The organism is Micromonospora foliorum (genome assembly GCF_022229015.1).
Taxonomy (GTDB): Bacteria; Actinomycetota; Actinomycetes; order Mycobacteriales; family Micromonosporaceae; genus Micromonospora; species Micromonospora foliorum.
Window position 1 is genome coordinate 1 of record NZ_JAKKFF010000100.1, and the last position, 25,647, is coordinate 25,647.

A 25,647-nucleotide genomic window follows, 5' to 3' on the forward strand; every position below is an offset into this window, starting at 1 on the left:
CCACAATCGCCGGCCCCGTCACCACCGCGTTCGCCGCAACCACCAGCAAGCCGACCACCCAGACCCAGGCCGACCGTAAGGGTCACGGTGAGCGGGAACTGGGTGTGCGCTACGAGGCGCAGCCGAACTTCTACTACTGCGGGCCCGCCGCGACCCGTAACGCCCTGAGTGTGCAGGGTAAGAACATCAACGTTGATGACATGGCCAAGGAGATGGGCACCACCGAGGCCGGCACCAACTCCATCAACGACATCACCCCCGTCCTGAACAAGGAAACCGGCAAGAACGACGCCTACCGGTCGGTGGAGATCAGCACCCCCGACGCTGACGGCAAGCAGACCGACACGCTGCGCGCCGACGTCGTCAAGACCGTCGACGACGGCCGGGCCGTGGTCGCCAACATCGCCGGCACCAGCACCGACACCGACGGTGTCACCCACTCCTACGAGGGCGGGCACTACATCAGCGTCGTCGGCTACCGCGACAACGGCGAGACGGTGAAGATCGCCGACTCCGCCGACCCGAACACCGCCTCCTACTGGATCAGCGTCGAGCACCTCGCGGACTGGATCGCCACCCGCGGCTACGCCACCAGCTGACCCCACACACCAGCACACCAGCACACCAGCACACACCACGCACCACGCACGAAGCGAAGGGCCGGACCCCACCACGGGGCCCGGCCCTTCGTCGTCATTTCCACCAACTGCCGCACGTATTGACAATTGTCGACTTCGGCGTGAGGCTGAAGGGCAGTGAGAGCGCTCTCTCGCACCGGCTCGACAGGCCACCACCAAGTCTGGCCAGGCACAACTCCGATGCCTTCGGCGGCGGCGCGGAGCTGTCCCTGACCCGTCCCCCGACAGGAGTCACGAGATGGACAGGGCCGCACCCCTCTCCGGCATCCCCCGCCGACTGCGCCTCGTCACGGCGATCGGCGCGTTGCTGGTGCTACTCGGCACGTACCTGGTCTCCGCCACCGACCGGGCCGACGCCGCCCCCGGCCGCGCCGGCGCTGACTTCGGCGTCAACGTCATCCGCGTCGCCGAGTTCCCCGCCGACTGCACGTACAGCCACCGGCTGCCGGACGACCCGATCGTCTTCCCTGGGCTGCCCGGAGCGTCGCACATGCACAGCTTCTTCGGCAGCACGGTGACGAACGCCAAGACCACCCTCCCGGACCTGGTCAACTCGCCCACCACCTGCAACCCCCGGGTGGACGTCTCGTCGTACTGGGTGCCGACCCTGTACCGGGACAACGTCGCGGTGGAACCGGCGATCGCCACGTTCTACTACCTGGGCGAGGGCGTACGCGCCGATGTCGTCGCGAACACCCAGCCGTTCCCGCTGGGGTTGCGGCTCGTCGCCGGCAACGCGAAGGCCACCGGGCCGAACGACAGCATCGCCCGCTGGTCCTGCCTGCACGCCGGGCACGTGCCCCCGTCGAAGGACTTCGTCAACTGCCCGTCGGGCACGATGTTGGAGTCGTACCTGGACTTCCCGCAGTGCTGGAACGGCCGGGACCTCGACTCGCCGGACCACAAGAGCCACCTGGCGTACCCGGTGAACCAGGCCTGCCCGAGCACCCACCCGGTGCACGTGCCGAAGTTGCGCCAGGTGCTGCGGTACCCGGTCACCGGTGACCCGTCGCGGTTCCGGCTGGCCTCCGGGCCGGGCTACACGATGCACGGCGACTTCTTCAACGCGTGGCCGGTGGCCGAGTTGGCCCGCCGGGTCCAGGACTGCATCCGTCCCGTCATCAAGTGCGGTCACGACGGCCGACCGATCTGAGCCGACAGGTTCACCCCGCGGCGGCGGGTCCGGTCATCCGGGCCCGCCGCCCTGGTGGGAAGGGAGTCGGATGCGCCAGTCGACGGCGTCCGCCCTGCTCGCTGCCGTGCTGCTCGTCGCCGGCTGCGGCGCTGGGCCACGAGACGCGGCCAGCACCGCCACACCACCCGTGACCGCGCCGCCCGTGTCGAGTGCGCCGACAGCCACGGGTACGGCGGGGTCGTTCAACCCCACTGACATCGCCTGGCTGCAACTGACGGTGGCGATGACCGAACGCCTGCTGCCCGTACTCGATCTGGTGCCGGCGCGGACCACCGACCCGGCCTGGCGGCGGACGGCCACCCAGGTGGCGACCACCCGGCGCGCCGAGTTGGACCGTGCCCACCGACTGCTGGCCGAGGCCGCCGCCCCGACGACGAATCCGCACGAGGGGCACGACATGCCGGGAATGGTCACCGCCCAGGAGGTGACCGTGCTGCGGGCAGCCAGCGGGAAGCCGTTTCACCGCCTGCTCGCCGGGCACCTGCGGGCGCACCTCACGCAGTCGGTCCGGATCGCCACCGAGGAGCAGCAGAGCGGAGCCCAGCCGGCGACCGTCGCGCTGGCGGCTGCCGTGGTCCGGTCCGGCACCGCCGACCTCGCCCGACTCGATCATCTCGACCCCGCGTAGCCGCCCGCGCTCAGCCGCGAGCGGTGACGATCTCGTCGAGCAGCGCGGCCAGCTCGACCGGACGGGACAGGAACGGTGAGTGGCTGGACTCGATCCGCCGGACGCTGGTGGCCCGGGCGGCCATCTTCTCCTGCAGCGGCACCGGAATGGCTTGGTCGTTGGTGCAGACGATGTAGGTCGACGGGATCGAGCGCCATGCCGGCTCGGTCACCCGGTCCACGCATGCCCGCAGGCGCTGGTCGACCAGTTGGCTGATGGCGGCCTCGGCATCGGCGTCCGACAGGTCGCCGTAGAACGCCGTGCGCGGGTCCCCGGTGATCGGGATCAGCACGTCGGTCTCGACCGGGTCCGGCACGCCGTGGAAGCTGAACATCGACTCACCACGGTCCAGCTGGTACGCCGTCAGGTAGACGAGGTGCTCGACCTCGGACAGGCCGGTGGCGGCCTCGCTGACCGGGATGCCGCCGTAGGAGTGGGCCACCACGACGACCGGCCCACCGATCGCCGCGATCTCCTGGCGGACGGCGGCGGCGTCGTCCCGCATGCCGCCTCGGGCGTCCGGCCCCGAGGTGGGCAGGTCGACGGCCCGGGTCGGGTAGCCGAGGACGTCCAGTTCTGCCCGGAGGCGGTCCCAGACGGCCGGCTGGTGCCAGGCGCCGTGGACGAACAACAGGGTGGGGCGGGTCGAGGTCATGGCCTGCGCTTTCACTGATCGGACACAATGCCGGACAGTGTGTCCGACGGAGCCAACGATAGCTGGCGCCGCCCCACCGGCCACCCGAGGCGGGTGAACTCCTGGCGTCGGTGCCGTGGTCTGCGCGATCGCGTCCCGGGCTTACGCCTTACGCCCGGCGACCACAGCGTCCTCCAAATCCCGCGAGCGAAAGCTCCCGACCTGGCCAGCGGGAGCGGAGTCTGCGGTCGTGGCTGGCCACGACGACGGCACCCGGGCCGGTGCCCAGGGCGTCCTCCAGCTCGTCGCAGAGCGTCGGCGAGAGGTGGTTGGTGGGCTCGTCGAGCAGGAGCAGCTCCGGCGGATCGGCGACGAGCACCGCCAGGGCGAGCCGACGGCGCTGTCCCACCGACAGGTCGGCCACCGGGCGGTCGAGGTCCGCCGGGGCGAGGAGTCCGAGGGACGACAGCGGTACGACCTCGGCCCGCTCCATCCCGACGGCACCGTCGAAGACCTGCCGGGCCGTCCGCCGCGCATCCGCGAAGACGCTGTCCTGGGCGAGCAGACCGACCCGCAGCTCCGGTCGTCGCCAGAGCGCTCCGGCACCAACCAGGTGGCCGGCCAGCACGGCGAGCAGAGTCGACTTGCCCGCGCCGTTGGGGCCGGTCACCAACAGCCGGTCGCGAGCCTTGATCTCCAGGTGCGCCACCCGCAGTCGGCCGGGAACCTCCAGCCGGTCCGCCGTGACGATGACCCCGTCGCTGTCGCCGACGGCGAGCGCCGGCGCGTGGAAGCGCAGCGGCTCCGACGGCACCGGAACGGGGTCGCGCTCGATCGTCTCCAGTCGACGGGCGGCGTCACGGACGCGCCGGGAGATCTGGTTCTGGACACGGCCGGCGGTGTGCCCGTACCCCATCTTCTCGCTGTCGCGCGGGCCCCGGCCGTGGGCGACCTGGTGCCCGGTCACGGCGGCGGCCTCGCGCAGATCGGCGAGGAGCGCCTGCTCGTCGTCGTAGCGCCGACGCCACCGTTGCGCCTCGGCGCGCTTCGCCGTCAGGTACGCGGTGTAGCCGCCGCCGAAGCGGACCGGCCCGTCGACCGCCGGGTCCAGGTCGATGAGATCGGTGCAGACCGCGTCCAGGAAGGCCCGGTCGTGACTGGCCACCACGACCACCCCCGGCATGGCACGGAGCTGGTCCTCGCAGAACGCCGCCCCCGCGTCGTCGAGATGGTTGGTGGGCTCGTCGAGCAGCAGCGCGCTCGGCCGACGGATCAGCGTCGCCGCGAGAGCGAGCCGACCACGTTGCCCACCGGAGAGCGCGCCCAACGTCCGGTCGTGGGGCAACCCGCCGAGACCGAGGCCGTCAAGGACCGTCCGGGCCCGCCGGTCGGCGCCCCAGGCGTCGCGGTCCTGCGCCCGCTCCAGCACCTCGCCGTAGGCGGCCAGCAGCCGGTCGTGCTGCTCGGCGCCCTCCGGCGAGTCGGCGAGCGCGACGCCGATCCGGTCCAGCTCGGCGAGGTCGGTGCGAGCCTCGCGCAGCGCGTCGTCGAGGACCGCGGCGATGGTCGTGGCTGGGCGGAAGGGCAGCTCCTGGTGCAGGAAGCCGACGTCCGGCGGGCGCGTGACGGCGCCGGAGTCGGGTTGGTCGACGCCGGCGAAGACCCGCAGCAGGGTCGTCTTGCCGGTGCCGTTCTCACCGATCAGGCCGATCCGGTGGCCGGGCGCGGCGGTCAGGGAGACGCCGTCGAGCACGCGGCGGCCACCGCGGAACCGCACGAGGTCATGGGCGATGAGAGCAGGTCGAACAGACATGGGGAACCTCGGAGAACGACGATCCGGGGCGCACACCGGCACCCCCGGCGGAAGCAGGACATGACGACGGAGGCCGCGGCGACAAGGGCGCGATCACGCGCTCGTCGGCGGCCGGTCCGGGTGCTCACCCGGAGATGTCGTCGTCACCTGCCACGTCTGCTCCGATCTCCGAAAACTCGGGCGCAAGAATAACTCGGCGTCGCTGGCCTCGGCTCAGCTCCCGCCAGTGCGGGCACCGGCTCGCAGCGAGTCGATGGTGAGGTCGAGGACGGCTTCGAGGTGGTCGATCTTCCCGGTGGAGAGCAGCAGCAGCACACCGCCCTGGATGCCGGCGAGCAGTGCCGCGGCGGCCCGGTCGGCGTCGAGGTCCGGGTCGATGTCGCCGGTCGACTGCATGTGCCGGATGCCCTCGGTGATCGCCGTCTGCCAGCGCCACATGAGCCCGGTCACGATCGCCTGCGCGCCGGGCGCCCGCCGGCCGGTCTGGCCGAGCAGACCGTTGAGGGGGCACTTCACCCCCTGCGCGAGGTACCGCTCGATCAGTCGGTCGCGCCAGGCGAGCCAGGCCGGCCAGGATGTCAGGTTGCTGAGCATCGGCTCCTGGTCAATGAGCACCTGGTCCGCCTCGTGCTGGGCCACCGCGAGCAGCAGTCCCTCCTTCCCGTCCGGGAAGTAGTGGAAGAGCTGGCCCTTGCTGGTGCCGGTGTGGGCCATCACATCCTCGAGGCGTACCTCGTCGACGCCGCGCTCGCGGATCTCGGCGGCCGCGCCGGCGACGATGCGCGCCCGGGTCGCCTCGCCCTTGCGGGTCAACGCCCGTGTCATGAGACCTCCTGGTCTGGACCTGCGGGTCCAACCCTACCTCGGTTTCTGGACTTGCGGGTCCATTTTTGCCGAGCAAAGGTCTGAACACGCGGTCCGCAGCGGGCCGACACCACGATCGGGAGGGCACCACGATGAACCACTACTACCTGCTCGGGCGGTCCGGTCTGCGGGTGAGCCGGCTGGCGTTGGGCACGATGAACTTCGGCGTCGACGGGTTCCACGCCGCGTACGGCAAGACCGAGGCGGAGGCCGAGCCGATCTTCCGGCAGTACCTGGAGGCGGGCGGGAACTTCATCGACACGGCGGACTTCTACACCGCAGGCGAGAGCGAGAAGATCCTCGGCCGCCTGATCGACCGGGCCGGCGTACGGGAGCGGCTCGTGCTGACCAGCAAGTTCACCAACACCGTCGACCCGACCGACCCGAACGCCAGCGGCAACGGCCGCAAGCACATCATGCGGGCCGTGGAGGCGTCGCTACGCCGGCTCGGCACCGACTACATCGACCTGTACCTGCTGCACACCTGGGACCGGATCACCCCGGTCGAGGAGGTCGTGCACACCCTCGACGACCTCGTGCGCGCCGGCAAGATCCGGTACGCCGGCCTCTCCGACGTACCGGCCTGGTACGCCGCCCGGGCACAGAGCTACGCCGAAGCGCACGGGCTGGCCCCGACGATCAATCTGCAGCTCCCGTATTCCCTGGTCAGCCGGGGCATCGAGGCGGAGTATGTGGCGATGGCCCAGACGATGGGCATGGGGCTCACCGCGTGGAGCCCGATCGCCAGCGGCCTGCTCAGCGGCAAGTACCGGCGCACCGGCGACGGTCTGAGCGGCAGCGGTCGGCTGACCAATCCCGACGCCGGAGGGCGTGAGGTCAGCCCCAGCGAATGGCAGGTCATCGAGGCACTGGAGAGCGTGGCCGCCGACCTGGGTCGCAGCATGGCCCAGGTCGCGATCAACTGGGTCGCGACCCAGCCCGCCGTCGCCTCAGTGATCATCGGGGCCAGCAGCGCCGAGCAGGTCGGCAGCAACTTCGAGTCGCTCGACTTCGAGATCCCGGCCGACGCCCGCCGCCGGCTTGAGGAGGCCAGCGCGCCGCAGTTCGGGGGGCCCTACGTGATGTTCACCCCGCAGTACCAGTCCTGGGTGGTGAGCCCCGGCCTCGGCATCGGCGACAAGCCCGCCGGCTACGCCCCGCCGGTGTTCAACGGCACCAAGTAGGCCGCCGCAAGATCGCGCTCGATCAGGGAAACAGTGGGGTCCGCGCCCGCGGAGACCACTCCGCCCAGGATCGAGCGCTGGGTGCGCCCTGGTCGGGCGAGGGTTACGGCGACCAGGGCGACGGTCCTACCGACTGATCGGCGCGTCGCCCGTCGTCGCGGGGCCCGAGGCCGGCGCGGTCGCACCCTCGTAGAGCGCGACGTACCGCCGGCGCCACGCGTCGCCGTCGGCGCCGAGGGCAGCGAGGTTGAGGGTGTTGTGTTCGATGCCCAACGCCTCCGGCAGGGTGCACACCCGCAGCGGGATCGCGTTCGCGTCGGCGATCCGACGCGGCACCTGGACCGCTGCCCTCAGGTCCACCACGCCGTCGAGCGGGCTGATCGCGACCGCGGCGGTCCGCAGACCGGTCCGCCGCGGCGGATTCGGCAGGGTACGGGCGATCGTCAGGTACTGGGTGACGGCGGCGAGGGAGTATCCGCGCGACGTGACACGGTCCCGCAGGACGCGACGCCCGTACAGCACGATGAGCGGCTTGACCGCGTAGGCCGGCGCCTGTCGCGGGTTCGGGCCGAAGAACGGTGACAGCAACAGCAGGTGTCGTACGACGTTGCCGGGCACCTGGGCCAGCCAGGCGGCCAGCACGGCGCCGCCGGAGATCCCCACGACGCCGACCTCGTCTCCCAGGGCCGCCGCGACGACCCACCCCTGCGCGGCGTACGTGGTCAGCTCACCGGCCTCGACCCGGTGGTGGGCCCGCCGGTCGACGGTCCCGTGCTGGGGCGCCCGGGGAATCCAGACGTTGTACCCACGCTCGAAGAACTCCTCGGCCAGCCCCGCGTACTGCTCGGGCGCGAGGGTGTATCCGTGCAGCAGCAGCACGGCCTTGTCGGTACGGGAGCCGTGGCTCAGCAGGCGGCTGCGTGACTCCGGCCGGACCTCCGGATCGGCCGCCTCAGCGGCGATGATGGCTGCGGCGGCACGGGTGGCCGTGTCGAAGTCGAGCGGTCGGGCCGGCGCGACCCGTAGCCCACGGCGGCCCACCGGCCAGAGGTAGAGCCCGGCGACCGCCGCCCCGACGAGCGCCAACCCGCCGACGAGAAGCGCGATGATCTCCGGCATGGTCAGATGCTGACAGGGGCCGCACTCGGTGCTGGCTGAGGGGGTGCGCCCGGGTGACCGGGCGCACCCAGTCAGCTATTCCTGGCTGGACGGCGGCGCGAAGACGACCCGGGAGCGCAACTGCCGAAAGCCGGTCCGCTCCAACTCCGCCAGCACCGTCACCCGGTGCGATTCCACGTCGGCGATGACCTCGCGGGCACCGCCGGCGGCCAGCACCCGGACCGCCTCGGCCAGCAGCTCGGGCCGGGCCGCCTCGTCGAGCAGGCCGAGATAGGCGAGCAGGGGATAGCAGGCGTCCCCCAATGTGCCGACCAACCCGACCGGCTTCCCGGCCTCCAGCGCGATGCGCCATCTCTCGGTGTCGTTCCCCAGCCAGGCCAGCGGGTCGGTGGCGAGGTCGACGCCCCCGACCACCCGCGCGATCTCGACGCCGGTCAGCACGTCCGGCTCGGCGATCCTGGCGACCAGGGCGTTGATCTCCGCCACGTCTACGGGCGCCCGGAAGTCGTACCGGCCGGAGGACGCCGGCAGGGGGGTGCCCGTCCAGGAGCAGCGGAGCCGCTCCCCCCGCTCGACCAGCCCGGCGAGCCGGGCGGCCTCCATGGGTGCCCGCACCACGGCCAGCACCTCGGGCCGCCGCCGCCAGTGCGCCGGTAGCGCGGCGTAGTACAGGCCGGGACCGCCCAACGCCTCGTGGGCGGCGCGCAGCAGCTCGGCGCCCACCTCCGGCTCGGCGTCCAGATCGAACCGGTCCAGCCAGGGGGCACCGACGGCGCCCGGGGGCAGGAGCCAGGCGGCCCGGCCCACCAACCGGCCGGCGCGCAGCGCGACCCAGGTGGTCTCGGGCCGGTAGCCGCCGCCGGCGATCCCGTCGGCGTACGCGACCTGGCGTAGTTGGGGCAGCGGATCAGGCATGGAGTCGAACAGGTTTTCCTCGCCCGCGACGAGCGGACGGATGACCAGATCAGTCATGGGTTGGTCCTCCGGGAAGCGCGCGCCCCGGGGTCAGATCCGCGCGGACGCCGGAGCGCGGAGGGGGCGCAGAACATCGGACATTGTTCTGACCTCCTTCCAGCTCGACGGCGTGCCCGACGACCATACGCGGGCTGGTCGCCGGTTCGCAACGGATCGTCACAGCGTCGGGTTGGTCTCCGCCCCCCGCTTGTGGGCTCGCTGGTCGTACACGGTGATGCCGGCCAGGATCACCGCCGCGACGGCCGCCACGGCGACCGGCGGGAGCAGCACCATCGGCGGGGCCGCCACGGCGAGCGCCACCCCGCCGAAGTACAGCGCCCGACACCGTGGCGCGGACCGGTCCTCCCGCTCCAGGGTGCTCCGCCCGATCAGGAACAGCACCGGGCCGCCGAAGATGATGGCCACCAGAGCCCAGTCGATCGGCGGGTGCGGATCCTCGACGACCTGACCGAAGCCTACGGCGGTGCAGATGATGCCACCGACGATCAGCAGCAGGCTGTAGCTCGCCCACCGGGACAGCTGGATCCCCTCCCCGCTCGGGGTCGAGGCATGGCCGGATCTGACGTGGTAGAAGTAGATCCGCCAGAACGAGACGACCACCACGAACGAGGCGACGAGGACGATTGTTCCCTCGGTGGTGAAGCCCGGGAAGCTCACCGCGGCGCCGGCTTCGAGCACCACCTCGGCGAGAGCGATCATGAAGAACTGGTTGTACCGCTCGGCGAGATGCTCCTGCGAAACGGTGACCCTCAGGCTGTTCAGCTGTCTCCGGCCCATTCGGGGAAGGGGGTAGGTGGTGGCGGCGCCGATCATCTCGATGGCGAGGGCGATGGTCCAGAAGACGCCCCGACCGAGACCGCCACTGATGCCACCACTGATCCAGAGCACGCTGGACGCCAGGTGCCAGGTCAGCACCCGGAGCGAGAACGTGTGCGCCGGGTGGCCCCGCAGGGCGAACGCCACGAAGAGCGGTCGGCCGACCTGGATGACGACGTAGGTGCAGGCGAAGATCACGCCGCGTTGGCCGAAGGCCTGTGGCAACGTGACGGCCAGCACCAGGGTGCCGAACATCGTCGCCAGCAGGAGGGCCTGCAGGTCGGGGCGCCTGGGGTCGTAGGTGCTGGCCAGCAGGGCGTTGAGCGACCAGATCATCCACATCGCCGTGAAGAACAGGACGGTCTGGCCCGCCTCGGACAACAGCGCGTGCCGGACGATGGTCAGGTCGTCCGCGATCCGCCCGGCGAGGCGGGCCAGCGCGAAGACGTAGACGATGTCGAAGAGCAGTTCCAGGACGGTCGCCGAGCGGGGGCTCCTGCTGTCCCCGAGCCCACGAAAGAACTCGGTGCGCGTCAGCACGGACGGCGGGACAGCTCAGCCGGCCAGGGCCGCCGGCACGGGCACACCACGGTGACCCTGTTCCGCTGCCATCGTCCCCGAGCCTCCCTCGCCGACCGGCCCCACCTGATCCCTATCTGCGTATTTTATCCATCTTCATCGGGTCCCCGTCGCTGATGGCGGATACCGGGTCGGCGGTGCGCCGGATCATCTGTGCCGTCACCCTGCGGTACGAGCCCGGGTCGACCGGGAACAGCCACTGCCGGGCCCGGGTCAGCGGGCCGACGTTGAGCCCCAACTCGTCGAGCACCTCGTCGACGTTGTGCATCGAGAACGGGATGATGTTCGTGCCGCGAGCGTGCCGTCCGTTGGTGCGCTTCGTCATCCAGAACAGCCGGGCGCGCACCTCGTCGCGCATCCGGACCTCGGTCGGCAGGGTGAGCCCACCCCGCAGGTACGCGGCCGTCCAGACCGCCGCCATCTCCGCGCTGAGCGGGCTGAAGAACGACGAGTTGTAGCCGGCGAACGTCAGCCGCGGCACGCCGATCGGCAGGATCTGCCGGTAGAGCATGAAGTTGCCGGCCTCGTCCTGGAGCCGGGCGTGCAACGCGTCGTCGAAGAACGGCACGTGCTGGCGGAAGCCGGTGCCACAGATGACCAGGTCGGCGGCGAGCACCGTGCCGTCGGCCAGGCGGGCGGCGGGTCGGCCACGGTCGTCGACAAGCAACTCGGTGATCACCTGGTCCCGGTGCACGGTGATGCGGCCGTCGGTGACCCGCTCGAAGAAGCCCTCGGTGGCGAGGCTGACCGTGCTGCGGGCGATGTCCTCGAAGCTGCCGTTGGGCACGAGACCCAGCTGGCGCAGCTTGAACTGCCGGGTCGCGACCGAGCCGACGCTGTCCACCATGCGCTGGCGCAGACCGTTGCCCGGGCCGTGCAGGAACCGCTCGAAGCCCCTCAGGTGCAGGTAACGGAAGAGCGCCTCACCCATCCGGGTGAGCAGCAGGTACTTGTAGTTGAGCGCGCCGCCGAGCTTGCGGGGCATCTTCCAGAGCAGCTGGCGCGCCACCACGTGGGTCTGGGCGGCGACCTCGCTCACCGGGACCGCCACGTCGCAGGACGACTTGCCGTACCCGACCACGAGGACGTTCTTGCCTCGGGCCGCCTCGATGTCGTGGAACTCCCCCGTCGCCAGTACGCGCCCTCCGGCGGCGGCGAAGCTCACGTGCCCGTCGAAGGACGGGACGAGCGGGTCCGAGAAGATGCCGTTGGCGACGATCAGGTGGTCGTACCGTTCCACCGTCAGCGGGTCCTGACCGCTCGCCGGCCGTGACGTGACCAGCCACCCGGTCTCATCGTTGACGAGTTCGGCGGAGACGACCTCCGTGGACAGGCGCAGCGCACCGGCCAGCCCGAACTTCTCCACGTAGCTCTCCAGGTACCGCTGGACCTGCTCACCGGACGGCCACTGCGGGTAGTCGGCGGGCATCGGCAGGTCGGAGAGGTGGTAGGTGCCCTTGTCGTTCTGGGTGTGCAGGCCGGGGTAGCGCCGGGTACGGCTCCACACCCCACCGACGTCGGGCGCCCGTTCGAACACGGTGACGTCGAATCCGCTCTGCCGCAGCACCTTCGCTGCGCTCACCCCGGCGAATCCGGCACCGACGACGGCAATCCTCATGGTCTCCTCCGAAGAACGTGCGAACCGTGCCGGCGCTGACCGCCCGCGTTGGTCGCACGCTAGCGAGCGGACCGGGCGGTCGCTATCCGCGCGACGCGGGCGCTGTCCGCAGTACGCAGGCGGACCCTTTTCCTGTCGGGTCGACGGCTTTCGGGTCTGGTCCGGCCCGCGCACGCCTTACGGTCAGCGCGACGGGACGCCCGGGAGGTGTCGGATGGATGCGGTGACGGTCCGGACGGACGACGTCGACCGGGCGCGCGCCGAGGTGGGCCGGATCTTCTGTCCACACCGGCTCACCCCACAGCCAGGTGTGCACAGCGTGCAACTGCGGATGGCGGCTCGCCGGGCGGGCGGGGTGGGTGTCATCGACCTCGACTACGGGCAGGCGGTCCGCATTCAACCGCCCGCGCTGGAGACCTTCTACCTCGTCCAGATCCCTACCGCCGGCAGTACGACGGTCCGGCACGCCGGTCAGACCGTGACCTCGACCCCCGACGTCGCCTCGGTCCTGTCCCCGTACGACCCCTCGGACATGCGGTGGTCCGCGGGGTCGCCCCACCGGATCTTCTACGCCGACCGGCGCGCCGTCGACAGGGAACTCGCCCGCCTGCTGGGCCACCCGGTGGACGACCCGGTCCGCCTGGACATCGGCATGCTCATGACCACGCCGACCGCGCAGGCGTGGGCGCGCGGGGTGGCGTTCCTCGCCGACGAGCTGTCGCAGCCGGCGGACGCGTCCCTGTTCGATCATCCGCAGGTCGCCGCCCGTTTCGAACAGGGGCTCATCGGCAAGTTGTTGCTGGCCCACCGGCACAGCCACTCGCACCTTCTGGCCGAGCCGGGCCACCACGCCCACGCCGGGCGTCTCGTCCGCCGGGCCTGCGCCCTGATCTCCGAGCACCACGGCGAGGCACTGACCGTCGGTGACGTCGCCGAGGCGCTACGGGTGAGCGTACGAACGCTGCAGGACTGTTTCCGCCGTGAGTTGCAGACCACCCCGACCGCGTACCTGCGGGCCTGCCGGCTCGACGCGGCGCACCGCACGCTCCGCTCGGCCGAGCCGGGGGCGTCCGTGACGACTGTTGCCCTGCGACACGGCTTCGTGCACCTCGGCCGGTTCGCGACCGAGTACCGGACGCGATTCGGGGAGTCGCCGTCCGCGACACTGCGGCGCTGACCGGGCCGTCCCACGTCGTACCGTCGCGGCCGCCTGCTGGGCGCCGGCGACGGTACGACGCGGCGGGCCTCAGGTCAGCCGACCGACCCCGGCGCCGCCGGTGACCAGCGCCGGAACGTTCGTCGCCGGGTCCAGCTGGTACGGGTAGTAGGTACGCGGCTCGACGACCGTGCCGGCGGTCTCGGGCTGACCGGAGTTGACGAAGACGTTGCCGCGCTGCACGGCGCGGCCGGGCCCGCTGTCGGCGTACCCGCTCGCGGAGTGCAGCGGGTACGGGACGTCGCGGAAGTAGTTGCCCTCGACCAGGACGCCGGCGTTCTCCGTCGACGCGACACCGTAGAGGGCGTTGCCGAGGAAGTAGTTGTTGTAGACGTGCACCGGCTCGCCGAACCGGACCCGGGGATGGCGCTGGCGGCTGTGGTCGAAGAAGTTGTGGTGGATGCTCACCTTCAGGTGCCCGATGTCGGTGGACGCCGCGCCGTCGGAGTGCCCGATGAGCATGCTCTTGTCGGCGTGGTCGAAGTGGTTCCAGGAAACCGTCACGTAGTCGGCACCCCGCACGATGTCGACCGAGCCGTCGATCGCGCCGGCGAAGCGGTTGTGGTCGATCCAGATGTGGTGGGAGTTCTGGCCGACGTTTATCGCGTCGTCCTCGGCCTCGGTGAAGTTGATGTTGCGGACGATCACGTTGTACGACCGGTAGAAGTCCAGCCCGCCCCCGGTGATCTCGGCGTTCCCGACGCCGATGATCGTCTTGTGCGGCCGCACCCCCTGCTTGCTGCTGATCCGGATCACGCCGCTGACCTGGATGACCATCGGCCCGATGGTGTCGATGTAGTCGAGGAAGTCCGCCGCGTTGGTCGCGGTGACCACCGGGCCTCCGGCCCCGCCGGTCGTACCGTTCTGACCGAGGGCGACGACGCTGGCGAACCCGTCCGGTTGGCCGGCCGGCGCCGCGCTCGGCGCGGCAGCGGCGAGCGTCGACGACAGCTTGCCCACCCCGGCGCCGGCCGGAACCGTGGTCGGTACGTCGGCGGCGGGGGTGAGCTGGTAGGGGTAGTAACCGCGCGGATCGGGAACGGTGCCGCGGGTCTCGATCGGATGGTTGCAGGCGACGAGGATGTTTCCCCGTGCCACGATCCGGCCGAGATCGCCGCTGAAGTCCACCCGGCCGGGGTTGTTCACGGAGTAGAAGTAGTTGTTCTCCATGAGCACGGCGGCGTCGTAGGTGGACGCGACCCCGTAGCTGTTGTCGTAGTAGTAGTTGTTGTAGACGTGCGCCAGCGCGGAGAACCGTACCCGGGGGTTGCGCTGGTCGGAACGGTCGAAGAAATTGTGGTGGTAGGTGACCCGCAGCCGGCCGATGTCCTGCGGTCCGGCGTCCTCGTCGTGGCCCAGCAACAACGTCTTGTCATGATCGTGGAAGTGGTTCCAGGAGACGGTCACAAAATCGGACCCTCGTTTGATGTCAACCGCACCGTCATCGCCATTCGAGAACTCGTTGTGGTCGATCCAGATGTGGTGGGAGAACATCTGCACGTTGATCAGGTCGTCGCTCGCGCCGGTCAGGTGCAGGTTGCGGATGATGATGTTGTGTACCGCGTTCACCGGAGGCGCGGTGACGTCGTCGTCGACCGGCACGCCGATGTTCAACCCGCCGCCGGAGAGCGTGGCGGTGGCGCCGAGCCCGATGATGGTCTTGTCCGAGGCGACGTCGTGCATTCCGTCGTTGCTGCCCGCGGGCAGGTTGATGGTGCCGGAGACCTGGATGACGTAGGGCTGCGGCCGGGCGATGTAGTCGAGGAACTGGGCAGCGGTGGTGGCGGTGACGGTGGGTCCGCCGGCTCCGCCGGTGGTGCCGGCCTGACCGAGCGCGGCGACACTGGCGAAGCCGTCGGCGGGGCCGGCGACGGCTTCGGCGGCCGGGGTCGACGACGCGGCGGTGGGGGCGGCCTGAGCCAGCCCGGGTGGGGTGAGCAGGACGGCGACGAGGCCGACGACGGCGGGCGACCACCAGCGCGGCGGGATGCGGCGAGCGGGTGTGGAGTGCATGTGGCTGCTGCCTTTCGCGGGACGGAACACGGACCGGGCGTGATCCGATGGGCCGCGGCGGCGAGCCCGAACCGGTCGGCGACGCGCCTGGACGTCGGCGTCGCCAGGCACGGGCCAGCGCCGGATCGGCCGGCGATCCGTGGCGGTGGGGTGCGAGGGTGGAAAGCGCTTTCCGGCACCCATGCTAGGCGTGGCGATTAATTCATGTCAATCAACGGATCATCGTTTCCTGCAAACGGTTGTTGCATTGATCATGGTCTACGTTGCTGATCTCAACACCGCTGCGGCTCGGCGCGGCGGCCTCCTCCTCCACCAACGCGGATAAATGCCGCAGGTTCACCGCAGGGCATTGACGCTGGTCTAGGTTCCGTGCTTACTTCGCTGCAAACCTTTGCAGGCCCGGGAGGTGGGTGCCGGTGTCAGTCAGGCCCGTTGGACGAGACCTCCTCGCCCCCGCCGGCCATCCGCCCACCGGGTGGGCCCGCGCCGCGCCGCCACCCGCCCGGGCCGACGAATGAACTGCGCCACCGACGACTCGACCGATTCTGGAAAGAGCGCTTCGGGCATCGACAACTGAACGTCAGCAGCCACGCAAACAGCACCCGGCGGCTGCACAGAATGGGCACGGTCTTTCGGTGAGAACCGGACCGAATGTCTGCCGACTCGACCGCCAGCGGCCGAGCGATAAGTGTTGCCCAAATAGGCTGCAACATATCTGCACATTCAATTCATTGACTCTCGCCAGTGCATCTCCCTACCGTTCGTGTATGGCTCATTTCGTATCCGTTACGGCAACGAAAATCTGAGACCACCACCACCACCAGGGAGGTCCACGATGTCATCAACGAAACCTCGCGGCCGGCCGACGCCCCGGCTGGTCGCGGCGGTGCTAGCCGCCGGAGCGCTCGCCGCCACAGCGGTGCTCATCGCCACTCCGCCCGCCTTCGCCGACACGCTGCTCAGCGACGACTTCTCCGACGGCAACTCGACCGGCTGGTCGCGGTCGGGAGGCAGCTGGTCGGTGGTGACCGACGGTTCACTGGTCTTTCGGCAGTCCGGCACCAGCAGCGACGCGCGGGCGTTGGCCTCCGCCCCGGGCTGGGCGGACTACGGCGTCCAGGCGCGGGTCAGACCCACCGGGTTCGGCGGCACGAACCGGCACGTCGGGGTTATCGCCCGGGCCCAGAACAGCAGCAGCTACTACGCGCTGGCGGTCACCGCCAGCGGCGGCGTGCAACTGCTCCGGCGGGCCGGTGGAGATCCGGTGGCGCTGGACTCGGCCGCGGGTGGCGTGACCACCGGCAGCTGGGCCACGCTGCGCCTGGAGGCCGTGGGCACGACACTGCGGGGCTACGTCAACGGCGCGCTGGTGGTCGAGGCGACCGACAGCGCCTTCGCCGCCGGCCGCGCCGGGCTCGCCACGTCCTACGCCAGCGCCTCCTTCGACGACGTCCGGGTGGACACCGAGACCGGAGGGCCCGGAGAGCCGCCGGGCGAGCCGACACTGCCACCCACCGAGCCACCACTGGACCCGGGCGCACCGCCGATCGGCTTCGCGTCGGTGAACGCGCTCGGCCAGAACGGCACCACCGGCGGCGCGGGCGGTCCGACCGTCACCGTCGACACCGCCGCCGAGTTCCTCGCCGCGATCGGCACCGCCGGCGCGTTGAACATCCGGGTCAGCGGCGTGATCGCGCTACCTGGCCCGATGCACGACGTGACCTCGGACAAGACGATCGTCGGCGTGGGCGCCAGCTCGGGCATCACCGGCGGGGGCCTGAACATCGGTCTGCCGGTGAGCACCGCGACCAGCCCGCCCGCCAACGCGGTGCACAACGTCATCGTCCGCAACCTGAACTTCCGCAACACGGTGGACGACGCGATCAACGTGCAGATGTTCTCGCACCACATCTGGATCGACCACAACGACCTGGCGTACGGCTATGACGGGCTGATCGACATCAAGCGGGGCGCCAGCTACGTCACCGTCTCCTGGAACCACACCCACCATCACACGAAGAACATGCTGCTCGGACACGACGACAGCAACGCCGCCCAGGACACCAACTATCTGAAGGTGACCTACCACCACAACTGGTTCGACCGGACACCGCAGCGCAATCCGCGGGTCCGCTTCGGCGAGCCGGTGCACGTGTTCAACAACTACTTCGTCTACAACACCGACGTCGGGGTCGCCTGCCAGCTCAACTCCGGTTGCGTCGTCGAGGGCAACTACTTCGAGGACGTCGAGGTGCCGTGGTCGATCAGCTACGCCGGATCCAAGGGTCGGCTGATCGCCCGGAACAACGTGCTCGCCGGCACCAGCGAGCCGGGTGACGCGGGTGGCTCGGTGCAGGAGCCCAGCACCTACTACCCGTACACGGTCACCGATCCGAACACGATCAAGTCGGTCGTCTCGGCCGGCTCCGGCACCGGAAAGCTCGGCTTCTAGCAGCGGCGGCGAGGCCGGTCGACAGGCACCGACCCGGTCACCAAGGGACGACGCCGCCCCCACACATAGATACAGATCGATCTCTTGCCCACGTCCCCGGGCAGACCACCACCAAGGAGGTTCCGTGCACACCACCGACACCTGGCGAAGGCATCGCCGAGGTCTCCTGCTCACGATCGGGGCCGCGCTCGCCGCGATCGCCCTCGCTCTCGGCATGGGCGCCACCGGCGCCTACGCCGACACCCTCTTCACCGACGACTTCGAGGACGGCAACGCCACCGGTTGGACCGCGTCCGGGGGCAGTTGGTCGGTCGCCACCGACGGCTCCCGGGTCTACCGGCAGTCCGGCACCAGCAGCGATGCCCGGTCGCTGGCCGGCACGGCGAGTTGGACCGACTACTCGGTCCAGGCCACCGTCAAGCCGACCGCGTTCAACGGCACCAACCGCTTCGTCGCGCTGCTGGCCCGGGCGCAGAGCAGCACCAGCTACTACTACCTGGCACTGCGCAGCAACAACACCGTCGAACTCAAGCGGCTCAGCGGCGGCTCCAGCACCACGCTGGACAGCGCCGCGACCACGGTGACGGTCGGCACCGCGTACACGCTGCGGATCGACGTCGCCGGCAACTCGCTGAAGGGCTACGTCAACGGCACGCTGCTGACCGAGGCCACCGACAGCCAGTTCGCCAGCGGCCGGATCGGCGTCGCCACCTTCAACGCCAGCGCGAACTTCGACAACGTGCAGGTCACCAGCGCCACCCCCGGGCCGGACCCGACCGACCCGACGGACCCGCCCGGCAACCCGGGCCCGAACGTGGCCGACGGCTGGGCCTCGGTCGACGCCTGGGGTCAGAACGGCACCACCGGCGGGGCCGGCGGCCCGACCGTCACGGTGACCACCGCGGCGCAGTTCATCGCCGAGGCCGCCTCAGCCGGCCCGAAGATCATCCAGGTCAGCGGCCTGATCGCCCTGCCCGGCCCGATGCACGAGGTCACCTCGGACAAGACGATCGTCGGGCTCGGCGCCAACTCGGGCTTCACCGGCGGCGGCCTCAACATCGGCCTACCGATCGACAACGCGGTAACCAGCCCACCCGCGAACGCCGTGCACAACGTGATCGTGCGGAATCTCAACTTCCGCAACTGGTCCGACGACGCGATGAACGTGCAGATGTTCTCCCACCACATCTGGATCGACCACAACACCTGGACCACCGGCTCGGACGGCGGCCTCGACATCAAGCGCGGCTCGTCGTACGTGACGGTGTCCTACAACCACGCCGACGGCACCGACAAGAACATGCTGCTCGGGCACGACGACGGCAACGCCGCCCAGGACACCGGACGGTTGAAGGTCTCCTACCACCACAACTTCTTCGACGAGACCCGCCAGCGCAACCCCCGGGTCCGCTTCGGCGACCAGGTGCACGTCTACAGCAACTACTACCTCAACACCGGTGACTACGGGGTCGCCGCGACGGAGAACTCAGGCGTGATCGTGGAGGGCAACTACTTCGAGAACGTCGACGACCCGTACCACCTGGCCGAGGCGTCCTCCGGCCCCGGCCGGCTGGTCGCCCGGAACAACTGCCTGATCAACTCGGGCGCGGGTGAGACCGGCGGCAGCGTCACCAACCCGCCGTACGCGTACACCATCACCACCGCCTGCGACATCAAGGCCGTCGTCACCGCGCAGGCCGGGGTCGGCAAGGTCGGCCTGCCGGGCGGGCCGACCAGCCCGCCCCCGACGACCCCTCCCCCGACCACCCCGCCGCCGACCACCCCACCGCAGACCGGCCTGGTCGGCTGGGCCACCCAGAACGGTGGCACCACCGGCGGAGCGGGTGGCCAGACGGTCACCGTCTCCGACGGCCCGGCGCTCGCCGACGCCCTGGAGTCGGCAGCACCGCTGATCATCCGGGTGCAGGGTTCGCTCACCATGCCGGACACGATGAACGACGTCCGCTCCAACAAGACCGTGCTCGGCGTCGGCAACGCCACGCTGGACAACGGCCTGAACGTCAGCAGCGCCACCAACGTCATCATCCGCAACCTCACCTTCCGGGGCTGGGACGACGACGCGGTCAACGTGCAGAACTCGCGCAACGTCTGGATCGACCACAACACCTTCGACGGCGGCTACGACGGCGCGTTGGACATCAAGCGGGAGTCCGACTTCGTCACCGTCTCGTGGAACCGGGTCACCAACCACACCAAGAGCATGCTGCTCGGCCACGACGACGGCTTCACCGCCGACATCGGTCACCTGCGGGTGACCTACCACCACAACTGGTTCGACGGCAGCAAGGAGCGCCACCCCCGGGTCCGGTTCGGTGACCCGGTGCACGTGTTCAACAACTACTACTTCGGCGCGGACTACGGCGTGGCGTCCACGATGGGCGCGGGCGTGCTCGTCGAGGGCAACTACTTCGAGAACGTGACCCGACCGACCGCGGTCGGCTACGCCGAATCGGACCCGGGCGACCTCGTCCAGCGCGACAACGTCTTCGTCAACTCCGGGGCGCCGGAGAGCGCCGGGGACGTCGCCGCGATCCCCTACTCCTACCAACTCGACGCCGCCAGCGGTGTGAAGGCGAGCGTCACCGCAGGTGCCGGCGCCGGACGCATCACGGTCTGACCCGTCAGTGGGGCGGCGGTCACCGGACCGCCGCCCCACTCCTGCGTGTGCGGCCAGACCGCCCGGGCCACGCAGATTTGGCGCTGCCCGGCCGACGAAACTGTTATTCGGGTACGGCCGGCGAGTCTCCTGAGGTGAGGCGTTGGCGGGTTGCCCCCGCCACGGCAGCACCGAGTGGTGCTGCGACCACACACGAGGGAGTCGAGACGATGCGCGCAACCGGCCAGGGTGAAGCGGACGCCGCGAGGGGAAACCGGGGCGTCCACGCGGAGCCCCGACGCGGGATGCTCGGCCGCCTCCCGATCGGCGCGAGGCGGCTGCTGTGGCCACTGCTCGTGGCCGCCGCGGTCGCCGTACTGGTGACGGGTGTGATCGTGGTGGTGCAACCGACCGGGCCGACGCCGGCCCCGGCGGCGACGCAGGCGCTCGACGCGCCGCCGTCCACGAGCCCGCAACCCGGGGCACCCAGCCCGACCACGCCCGCCACCACGACGAGCCCGACGGGGGCGACCCCGACGCCAGCGCCGACGGCGAAGCCGACGACCGGGCGTCCGGTCGCCCCGGCGGCCCCGGCGGTGACCTCGAAGCGCAAGGGCGTCGGGGTGTGGACCTTCGACGGCGTCAGCCAGGCGCTGGCCAACTCCGGGGCGAGTTGGTACTACACCTGGGACGTGGCCCACTCGGGTGTCACCAGCCCGAAGGGCGCCGAGTTCGTCCCGATGATCTGGGGGGCGAAGAGCGTCACCGCCGCCAACCTGCAACAGGCCAAGAAGAACGGCCGCCACCTGCTCGGGTTCAACGAGCCGGACCTGCAGGGTCAGGCGGAGATGACCGTCGAGCAGGCGTTGGAGCTGTGGCCGCAGTTGCAGGCCACCGGCCTTCCGCTGGGCAGCCCGGCGGTGGCCTGGGGCGGCGACCGGCCGGGCGAATGGCTCGACCGGTTCATGGCCGGGGTGAAGCAGCGCGGCTACCGCGTCGACTTCATCGCCCTGCACTGGTACGGCGGCGACTTCACCACCGCCAACGCGGTCAACCAGCTCAAGTCGTACCTGCAGGCCGTGCACGACCGGTACCAGCTGCCGATCTGGCTCACCGAGTTCGCCCTGATCGACTTCTCCAACGGTGTCCGCTTCCCCACCCAGGCGCAACAGGCCGCGTTCCTCACGGCGGCGACGCGGATGCTGGGCGGCCTGTCCTGGCTACAGCGGTACGCGTGGTTCGGCCTGCCCGCCACGGACAAGGACCAGACCGGCCTGTTCCGTACCGGCAGCACCGCCACCGCCGTCGGCCGTGCCTACCAGGCGGCGCGCTGACCTACAGCAGGTCGACGTGGTCCCGCCAGGAGTGCTGCGGCTCGTAGCCCAGCACCCGGCGGGCCTTGTCGATGCTGAGCAGCGTCTCGTGCTCACCCAGCTCCTTACGGATCTCGACGCCCGGGTAGACCTCGGCCATTAGGCTCGCGCTGGACCGGGTCATGACGGTGTCGGCGTTGGCGATGATGAAGACGTCGGCACCGGGCTGGTCGTGCGCGAGCGCGCGTTCGACGGCCTGCGCGCCGTCGCGGGCGTCGATGTAGCCCCACAGGTTCCACCGGCGCAGCCGCGGGTCGTCGTCGAACGAGGGGAACGGCGCGTAGTCCTCGACGTCCATGACGTTGGAGAAGCGCAGGCCCACCATGACCAGCTCCGGGTCCCACCGGCAGAAGTGCCGGGCCATCTCCTCTTCCAGGGCCTTGTTCAGTGAGTACGTCGACTCGGGCCGTGGCGCGTACTCCTCGTCGACCGGCGCGTACGGCGGCGGGGTGTCGAACGGCAGCCCGAGCACCGTCTCGCTCGACGCCCACACGACCCGCTTGATTCCGGCCGCCCGGGCCGCGGCGAACACGTTGTACGTCGCGGCGGAGTTGTTCGCGAAGGTGGTCGCGTTCGACATCAGCCCGGGGGCCGGGACCGCCGCCAGGTGCACGACCGCGTCGACGCCGCTGGCGTGCTCGTCGGCGCCGCCGGTGAAGGCCTCCACCACCTGCCCGTAGTCGGTCAGGTCGGCCAGCAGGAACTCGCCGTTCACGTCGCGTGGGTCACGGCCGCCGGCGCGGTCCACCGCCAACACGTCGACGCCCACGGCGCGCAGGTGGGCGACCACGGCACGGCCGAGCTTACCGGTGGCACCGGTGACGACGACCCGCCTGGGCAGTGCGGAATTGCTCATGACCACATCTTCGCCGCAGGCGGCGTCAGCCCGGCAGCCGGGTGGGCCCGGTCGGCCGCGCCGCGATGGCGATCAGAGCGCGATCGGGCGGGTAGGTGCGTAACGTGCAGGGGTAAACGTTGTCGCGACGAGGAGACTTCATGTCCAAGCCACCGCTTCCCGAGGCCGCGGTCGCCATGCTCCAGAAGCCGAACCCCGCCGTCATGACCACCCTTCGCAACGGTGGTCAGCCGGTGTCCGCCGCCACCTGGTACCTGTGGGAGGACGGCCGGATCCTGGTGAACATGGACGAGAGCCGCCGTCGGCTGCAGCACGTCCGCAACGACCCCCGGGTGTCGCTCACCGTGCTCGACGAGGCCGGCTGGTACACCCACGTCAGCATCATCGGGCACGTCGCCGAGCTGCGCGCCGACGAGAGCTTCGCGGACATCGACCGGTTGGCGGAGCACTACACGGGCAACGCGTACCCACGCCGGGACCGTGGCCGGGTCAGTGCCCTGATCGAGATCGACCGCTGGCACGGTTGGGGCGCGCAGAAGGACAACGACCAGGTCGGCTGATTGTCGCCGCCCGCCCTGTCGCCCTGACAGCATCAGTCAGGGCGACAGGGCGGTGGCGGGCCGGGCGCCGACGCGGGTCACCAGGTAGCCGAAGGCCGCCGCGGTGAAGAACATGACGATGCCGTAGACGGCGCCCGGGATCGCCATCTGGGTGCTGTTGAGCAGCGCCGGGCTGAGCGCGATCGTGATGGCCAGGGTGCTGTTGTGGATGCCGATCTCGAACCCGGCGGCCGTCGCGGCGCTCCGGTCGACACCGGCGAGCCTCGGCACCCCGTACCCGATGGCGAGGCTGAGCAGGTTGAAGGCGAGCACGGCCAGGCCGACCGAGACGAAGTAGTCGGCGATGTTCTCCCGCTCACCGAGCACCGCGCCGGCGATCACCGCGACGAGCACGACGACGGAGAGGATCCGGACCGGGCGGTTCAGCCGCTCGGCCAGGTGCGGCATCCGGGCCCGGATGAGCATGCCGATGGCGACGGGGACGAGCACGATGGCGAAGACCTGGAGCACCTTGTCGAACTGTAGGCCGATGCTCCTGCCGTCGGGCAGGAAGTACGCCGCCGACAGGTTGACCAGGATCGGCAGGGTGACCACGGCGAGCACCGAGTTGATGGCGGTCAGGGTGATGTTCAGGGCCACGTGCCCGCCGAACAGGTGGCTGTAGAGGTTGGCCGTGGTGCCGCCCGGCGACGCGGCCAGCAGCATCATGCCGACGGCCAGCTCGGGTGCGAGGTCGAACGCCAGGACGAGGCAGAAGCAGAGCGCCGGCAGCACCAGCACCTGGCAGACCAGTGCGATGACGGCGGCTCGTGGATGGTGGGCGACCCGGCGGAAGTCCGCCATGGTCAGTCCGAGACCCAGACCGAGCATGATGATGCCGAGGGCGACGGGAAGTCCGATCAGGGTGACGGCGGAGTCCATGGCACAACATCGTTACCACCGGGTAACGCCGTCACAATCCCCCATGCGGCTGGGTGGCCCTTGACCCCGGACGGTGATCGGCTTAACTTCATCAATCAGATAAGTCTCTTTACTAATTCTGCTTGATGTCTCGTGGGAGTGTGCCGATGCGACCATTCCGCCACCGCCGTCTCACCGCCGTCGTCACCCTGGCGACCCTGCTGGTCACCGCCGCTCCGCCCACCGCCGCCAGCGCCGGCGACAACCACCAGCGCCGCACCGGCTACCACCGGGTCGGCTACTTCACCCAGTGGGGCATCTACGGCCGGGCCTTCCCGGTCAAGAAACTCGAAACCTCCGGGGCGGCGAGCCGCCTCACCCACCTCAACTACGCCTTCGGCAACGTCAGCGAGGACGGCCGCTGCTACCTGGACGGTGGTCCGGGTGAGGGCGACGCCTGGGCCGACTACCAGCGACCCGTCCCGGCCGAGGAGAGCGTCGACGGCGTCGCGGACGCCCCGGGCCAGGCGCTCAACGGCAACTTCGGCCAGCTCGCCAAGCTCAAGGCCAAGCACCCCGACCTGAAGGTGCTGATCTCGCTGGGCGGCTGGAGCTGGTCGACGTACTTCTCGAACGCGGCCCGCACCGACGCCTCCCGCAAGGCGTTCGTGACGTCCTGCATCGACCTCTACCTCAAGGGGAACCTGCCCGGTGGTGAGGGCGCCGCCGGCGGCCCGGGTGCCGCGGCCGGCGTCTTCGACGGCGTCGACCTCGACTGGGAGTGGCCCAACTGGGAGGGCGAGCCCGGCAACGTGATCCGCCCGGAGGACCGGGAGAACTTCACCAAACTGCTCGCCGAGTTCCGCCGGCAGCTCGACGCGTACGGGCGCACCACCCGGGCGCACCACCCGCTGACCGCGTTCCTGCCGGCCAGCCCGGCCACCATGGACGCCGGCTACGAAGGTCGCAAGATCTTCCAGTACCTGGACTTCGCCACCGTGCAGGGGTACGACTTCCACGGCGGCTGGGACGCGCGGGCCAACCAGCAGTCGGCGCTTCGCGTCCCGGCGGGCGCCCCGGACAACCCGGACTTCTCCGTCGAGGTGGCCATCGACGGGTGGATCGCCCGTGGCGCGCCGCGGGACAAGCTCGTGCTCGGCATCCCCTACTACGGTCGCGGCTGGACCGGCATCACCGGCGGCGGCAACGGCCTGTTCCAGCCGGCCACCGGGCCCGCGCCGGCCACCTTCGAGGCCGGGTACGAGGACTACAGGAAGCTCAAGACCCTGGCCGGTAACGGCTACACCGTGCACCGCGACCTGCGCGCCGGGCACGCCTGGTTGTTCGACGGTACGACGCTCTGGACGTACGACGATCCGGCTGTCGTGTTGCAGAAGACGCTCTACATCCGACGGGCCGGCCTGGCCGGCGCCATGATCTGGTCGCTCGACGGCGACGACGACAACGCCACGCTGACCAAGACGATCGGCCTCGGCCTGACCACCTGGTAGCCGTACGTGTGCCACCCCGGCCCGTCGCCGGCCGACCTCTCGGCTGG

At 70.3% G+C, this 25,647-nt stretch carries 20 protein-coding genes; 10 read left to right on the forward strand and 10 right to left on the reverse strand.

All coding sequences use genetic code 11. From position 1 onward, the window contains the following. Positions 1 to 5 precede the first annotated feature (5 nt). From PSH25_RS09345 to PSH25_RS09355, 3 genes are all read left to right on the forward strand, one after another. Positions 6 to 599: a C39 family peptidase gene (locus PSH25_RS09345; protein ID WP_238658667.1), complete on the forward strand. Its 594-nt coding sequence runs from the start codon at positions 6 to 8 to the stop codon at positions 597 to 599. Between the two features lie 277 nt (positions 600 to 876). Further along, a complete protein-coding gene (locus PSH25_RS09350) occupies positions 877 to 1,791 on the forward strand; it encodes a DUF1996 domain-containing protein (RefSeq protein ID WP_238658634.1) in 915 nt (304 codons plus the stop codon). 70 nt (positions 1,792 to 1,861) lie between these two features. Beyond that, complete coding sequence (locus PSH25_RS09355; RefSeq protein WP_238658635.1) at positions 1,862 to 2,461, forward strand: DUF305 domain-containing protein; 600 nt, start codon at positions 1,862 to 1,864, stop codon at positions 2,459 to 2,461. Between the two features lie 10 nt (positions 2,462 to 2,471). On the opposite strand, the gene PSH25_RS09360 is transcribed toward PSH25_RS09355, so the two are convergent. The 3 genes from PSH25_RS09360 to PSH25_RS09370 form a co-directional block, all read right to left on the reverse strand. Then, positions 2,472 to 3,155: an alpha/beta fold hydrolase gene (locus tag PSH25_RS09360; protein ID WP_238658636.1), complete on the reverse strand. Its 684-nt coding sequence runs from the start codon at positions 3,153 to 3,155 to the stop codon at positions 2,472 to 2,474. 148 nt (positions 3,156 to 3,303) lie between these two features. Next, positions 3,304 to 4,947: an ABC-F family ATP-binding cassette domain-containing protein gene (locus PSH25_RS09365; protein ID WP_238658637.1), complete on the reverse strand. Its 1,644-nt coding sequence runs from the start codon at positions 4,945 to 4,947 to the stop codon at positions 3,304 to 3,306. 213 nt (positions 4,948 to 5,160) lie between these two features. Further along, the gene (locus PSH25_RS09370) at positions 5,161 to 5,772 is read right to left on the reverse strand and encodes a TetR/AcrR family transcriptional regulator (protein WP_238658638.1); all 612 of its coding nucleotides are present in this window, start codon (positions 5,770 to 5,772) and stop codon (positions 5,161 to 5,163) included. A gap of 131 nt (positions 5,773 to 5,903) precedes the next feature. Here PSH25_RS09370 and PSH25_RS09375 point away from each other — a divergent pair, with 131 nt between their 5' ends. Continuing rightward, complete coding sequence (locus PSH25_RS09375) at positions 5,904 to 6,995, forward strand: aldo/keto reductase (protein ID WP_238658639.1); 1,092 nt, start codon at positions 5,904 to 5,906, stop codon at positions 6,993 to 6,995. A gap of 126 nt (positions 6,996 to 7,121) precedes the next feature. Here PSH25_RS09375 and PSH25_RS09380 read toward each other — a convergent pair whose 3' ends face one another. From PSH25_RS09380 to PSH25_RS09395, 4 genes are all read right to left on the reverse strand, one after another. Continuing rightward, positions 7,122 to 8,114, reverse strand: a complete 993-nt coding sequence (locus PSH25_RS09380; RefSeq protein ID WP_238658640.1) for an alpha/beta hydrolase — start codon at positions 8,112 to 8,114, stop codon at positions 7,122 to 7,124. 75 nt (positions 8,115 to 8,189) lie between these two features. Beyond that, on the reverse strand, positions 8,190 to 9,086 hold the full coding sequence (locus PSH25_RS09385) for an acetyltransferase (protein ID WP_238658641.1): 897 nt from the start codon (positions 9,084 to 9,086) through the stop codon (positions 8,190 to 8,192). 159 nt (positions 9,087 to 9,245) lie between these two features. Continuing rightward, the gene (locus PSH25_RS09390) at positions 9,246 to 10,445 is read right to left on the reverse strand and encodes a low temperature requirement protein A (RefSeq protein WP_238658642.1); all 1,200 of its coding nucleotides are present in this window, start codon (positions 10,443 to 10,445) and stop codon (positions 9,246 to 9,248) included. Between the two features lie 112 nt (positions 10,446 to 10,557). Continuing rightward, positions 10,558 to 12,102, reverse strand: coding sequence for a flavin-containing monooxygenase (locus PSH25_RS09395; protein ID WP_238658643.1), 1,545 nt, complete (start codon positions 12,100 to 12,102; stop codon positions 10,558 to 10,560). A 223-nt stretch (positions 12,103 to 12,325) separates the two neighbouring features. On the opposite strand from PSH25_RS09395, the gene PSH25_RS09400 reads away from it, so the two are divergent. Beyond that, a complete protein-coding gene (locus tag PSH25_RS09400; RefSeq protein ID WP_238658644.1) occupies positions 12,326 to 13,279 on the forward strand; it encodes an AraC family transcriptional regulator in 954 nt (317 codons plus the stop codon). A 69-nt stretch (positions 13,280 to 13,348) separates the two neighbouring features. Here PSH25_RS09400 and PSH25_RS09405 read toward each other — a convergent pair whose 3' ends face one another. Next, positions 13,349 to 15,331 (reverse strand): pectate lyase family protein, encoded by a 1,983-nt coding sequence (locus PSH25_RS09405; RefSeq protein ID WP_274527222.1) that lies wholly within the window; start codon positions 15,329 to 15,331, stop codon positions 13,349 to 13,351. Between the two features lie 835 nt (positions 15,332 to 16,166). Here PSH25_RS09405 and PSH25_RS09415 point away from each other — a divergent pair. The 3 genes from PSH25_RS09415 (at position 16,167) to PSH25_RS09425 (ending at position 21,734) form a co-directional block, all read left to right on the forward strand. Next, positions 16,167 to 17,783 carry a pectate lyase family protein gene (locus PSH25_RS09415; protein ID WP_238658645.1) on the forward strand — a complete coding sequence of 539 codons (1,617 nt, stop codon included), beginning with the start codon at positions 16,167 to 16,169 and terminating at the stop codon, positions 17,781 to 17,783. Between the two features lie 124 nt (positions 17,784 to 17,907). Then, on the forward strand, positions 17,908 to 20,421 hold the full coding sequence (locus PSH25_RS09420) for a pectate lyase family protein (protein WP_238658646.1): 2,514 nt from the start codon (positions 17,908 to 17,910) through the stop codon (positions 20,419 to 20,421). A 209-nt stretch (positions 20,422 to 20,630) separates the two neighbouring features. Beyond that, on the forward strand, positions 20,631 to 21,734 hold the full coding sequence (locus tag PSH25_RS09425; protein WP_238658647.1) for a glycoside hydrolase family protein: 1,104 nt from the start codon (positions 20,631 to 20,633) through the stop codon (positions 21,732 to 21,734). A 1-nt stretch (position 21,735) separates the two neighbouring features. Here PSH25_RS09425 and PSH25_RS09430 read toward each other — a convergent pair whose 3' ends face one another. After that, positions 21,736 to 22,629, reverse strand: a complete 894-nt coding sequence (locus tag PSH25_RS09430; RefSeq protein WP_238658648.1) for an NAD-dependent epimerase/dehydratase family protein — start codon at positions 22,627 to 22,629, stop codon at positions 21,736 to 21,738. 140 nt (positions 22,630 to 22,769) lie between these two features. Between PSH25_RS09430 and PSH25_RS09435 the strand changes: the two genes are divergently transcribed. Continuing rightward, positions 22,770 to 23,189 (forward strand): PPOX class F420-dependent oxidoreductase, encoded by a 420-nt coding sequence (locus PSH25_RS09435; protein ID WP_238658649.1) that lies wholly within the window; start codon positions 22,770 to 22,772, stop codon positions 23,187 to 23,189. A 36-nt stretch (positions 23,190 to 23,225) separates the two neighbouring features. Here the strand turns inward: PSH25_RS09435 and PSH25_RS09440 are convergent, their stop codons facing one another. Beyond that, complete coding sequence (locus PSH25_RS09440) at positions 23,226 to 24,110, reverse strand: bile acid:sodium symporter family protein (protein ID WP_238658650.1); 885 nt, start codon at positions 24,108 to 24,110, stop codon at positions 23,226 to 23,228. A 146-nt stretch (positions 24,111 to 24,256) separates the two neighbouring features. On the opposite strand from PSH25_RS09440, the gene PSH25_RS09445 reads away from it, so the two are divergent. Beyond that, positions 24,257 to 25,600: a glycoside hydrolase family 18 protein gene (locus tag PSH25_RS09445; RefSeq protein WP_238658651.1), complete on the forward strand. Its 1,344-nt coding sequence runs from the start codon at positions 24,257 to 24,259 to the stop codon at positions 25,598 to 25,600. Positions 25,601 to 25,647: the final 47 nt, after the last annotated feature.

What these genes read in the sequence shown, in the direction of transcription:
- PSH25_RS09350 (WP_238658634.1), top strand. Translation starts at nt 877, where the DNA reads ATGGACAGGGCCGCACCCCTCTCCGGCATCCCCCGCCGACTGCGCCTC.
- PSH25_RS09355 (WP_238658635.1), top strand. Translation starts at nt 1,862, where the DNA reads ATGCGCCAGTCGACGGCGTCCGCCCTGCTCGCTGCCGTGCTGCTCGTC.
- PSH25_RS09360 (WP_238658636.1), bottom strand. Translation starts at nt 3,155, where the DNA reads ATGACCTCGACCCGCCCCACCCTGTTGTTCGTCCACGGCGCCTGGCAC.
- PSH25_RS09365 (WP_238658637.1), bottom strand. Translation starts at nt 4,947, where the DNA reads ATGTCTGTTCGACCTGCTCTCATCGCCCATGACCTCGTGCGGTTCCGC.
- PSH25_RS09370 (WP_238658638.1), bottom strand. Translation starts at nt 5,772, where the DNA reads ATGACACGGGCGTTGACCCGCAAGGGCGAGGCGACCCGGGCGCGCATC.
- PSH25_RS09375 (WP_238658639.1), top strand. Translation starts at nt 5,904, where the DNA reads ATGAACCACTACTACCTGCTCGGGCGGTCCGGTCTGCGGGTGAGCCGG.
- PSH25_RS09380 (WP_238658640.1), bottom strand. Translation starts at nt 8,114, where the DNA reads ATGCCGGAGATCATCGCGCTTCTCGTCGGCGGGTTGGCGCTCGTCGGG.
- PSH25_RS09385 (WP_238658641.1), bottom strand. Translation starts at nt 9,086, where the DNA reads ATGACTGATCTGGTCATCCGTCCGCTCGTCGCGGGCGAGGAAAACCTG.
- PSH25_RS09395 (WP_238658643.1), bottom strand. Translation starts at nt 12,102, where the DNA reads ATGAGGATTGCCGTCGTCGGTGCCGGATTCGCCGGGGTGAGCGCAGCG.
- PSH25_RS09405 (WP_274527222.1), bottom strand. Translation starts at nt 15,331, where the DNA reads ATGCACTCCACACCCGCTCGCCGCATCCCGCCGCGCTGGTGGTCGCCC.
- PSH25_RS09415 (WP_238658645.1), top strand. Translation starts at nt 16,167, where the DNA reads ATGTCATCAACGAAACCTCGCGGCCGGCCGACGCCCCGGCTGGTCGCG.
- PSH25_RS09425 (WP_238658647.1), top strand. Translation starts at nt 20,631, where the DNA reads ATGCGCGCAACCGGCCAGGGTGAAGCGGACGCCGCGAGGGGAAACCGG.
- PSH25_RS09430 (WP_238658648.1), bottom strand. Translation starts at nt 22,629, where the DNA reads ATGAGCAATTCCGCACTGCCCAGGCGGGTCGTCGTCACCGGTGCCACC.
- PSH25_RS09435 (WP_238658649.1), top strand. Translation starts at nt 22,770, where the DNA reads ATGTCCAAGCCACCGCTTCCCGAGGCCGCGGTCGCCATGCTCCAGAAG.
- PSH25_RS09440 (WP_238658650.1), bottom strand. Translation starts at nt 24,110, where the DNA reads ATGGACTCCGCCGTCACCCTGATCGGACTTCCCGTCGCCCTCGGCATC.
- PSH25_RS09445 (WP_238658651.1), top strand. Translation starts at nt 24,257, where the DNA reads ATGCGACCATTCCGCCACCGCCGTCTCACCGCCGTCGTCACCCTGGCG.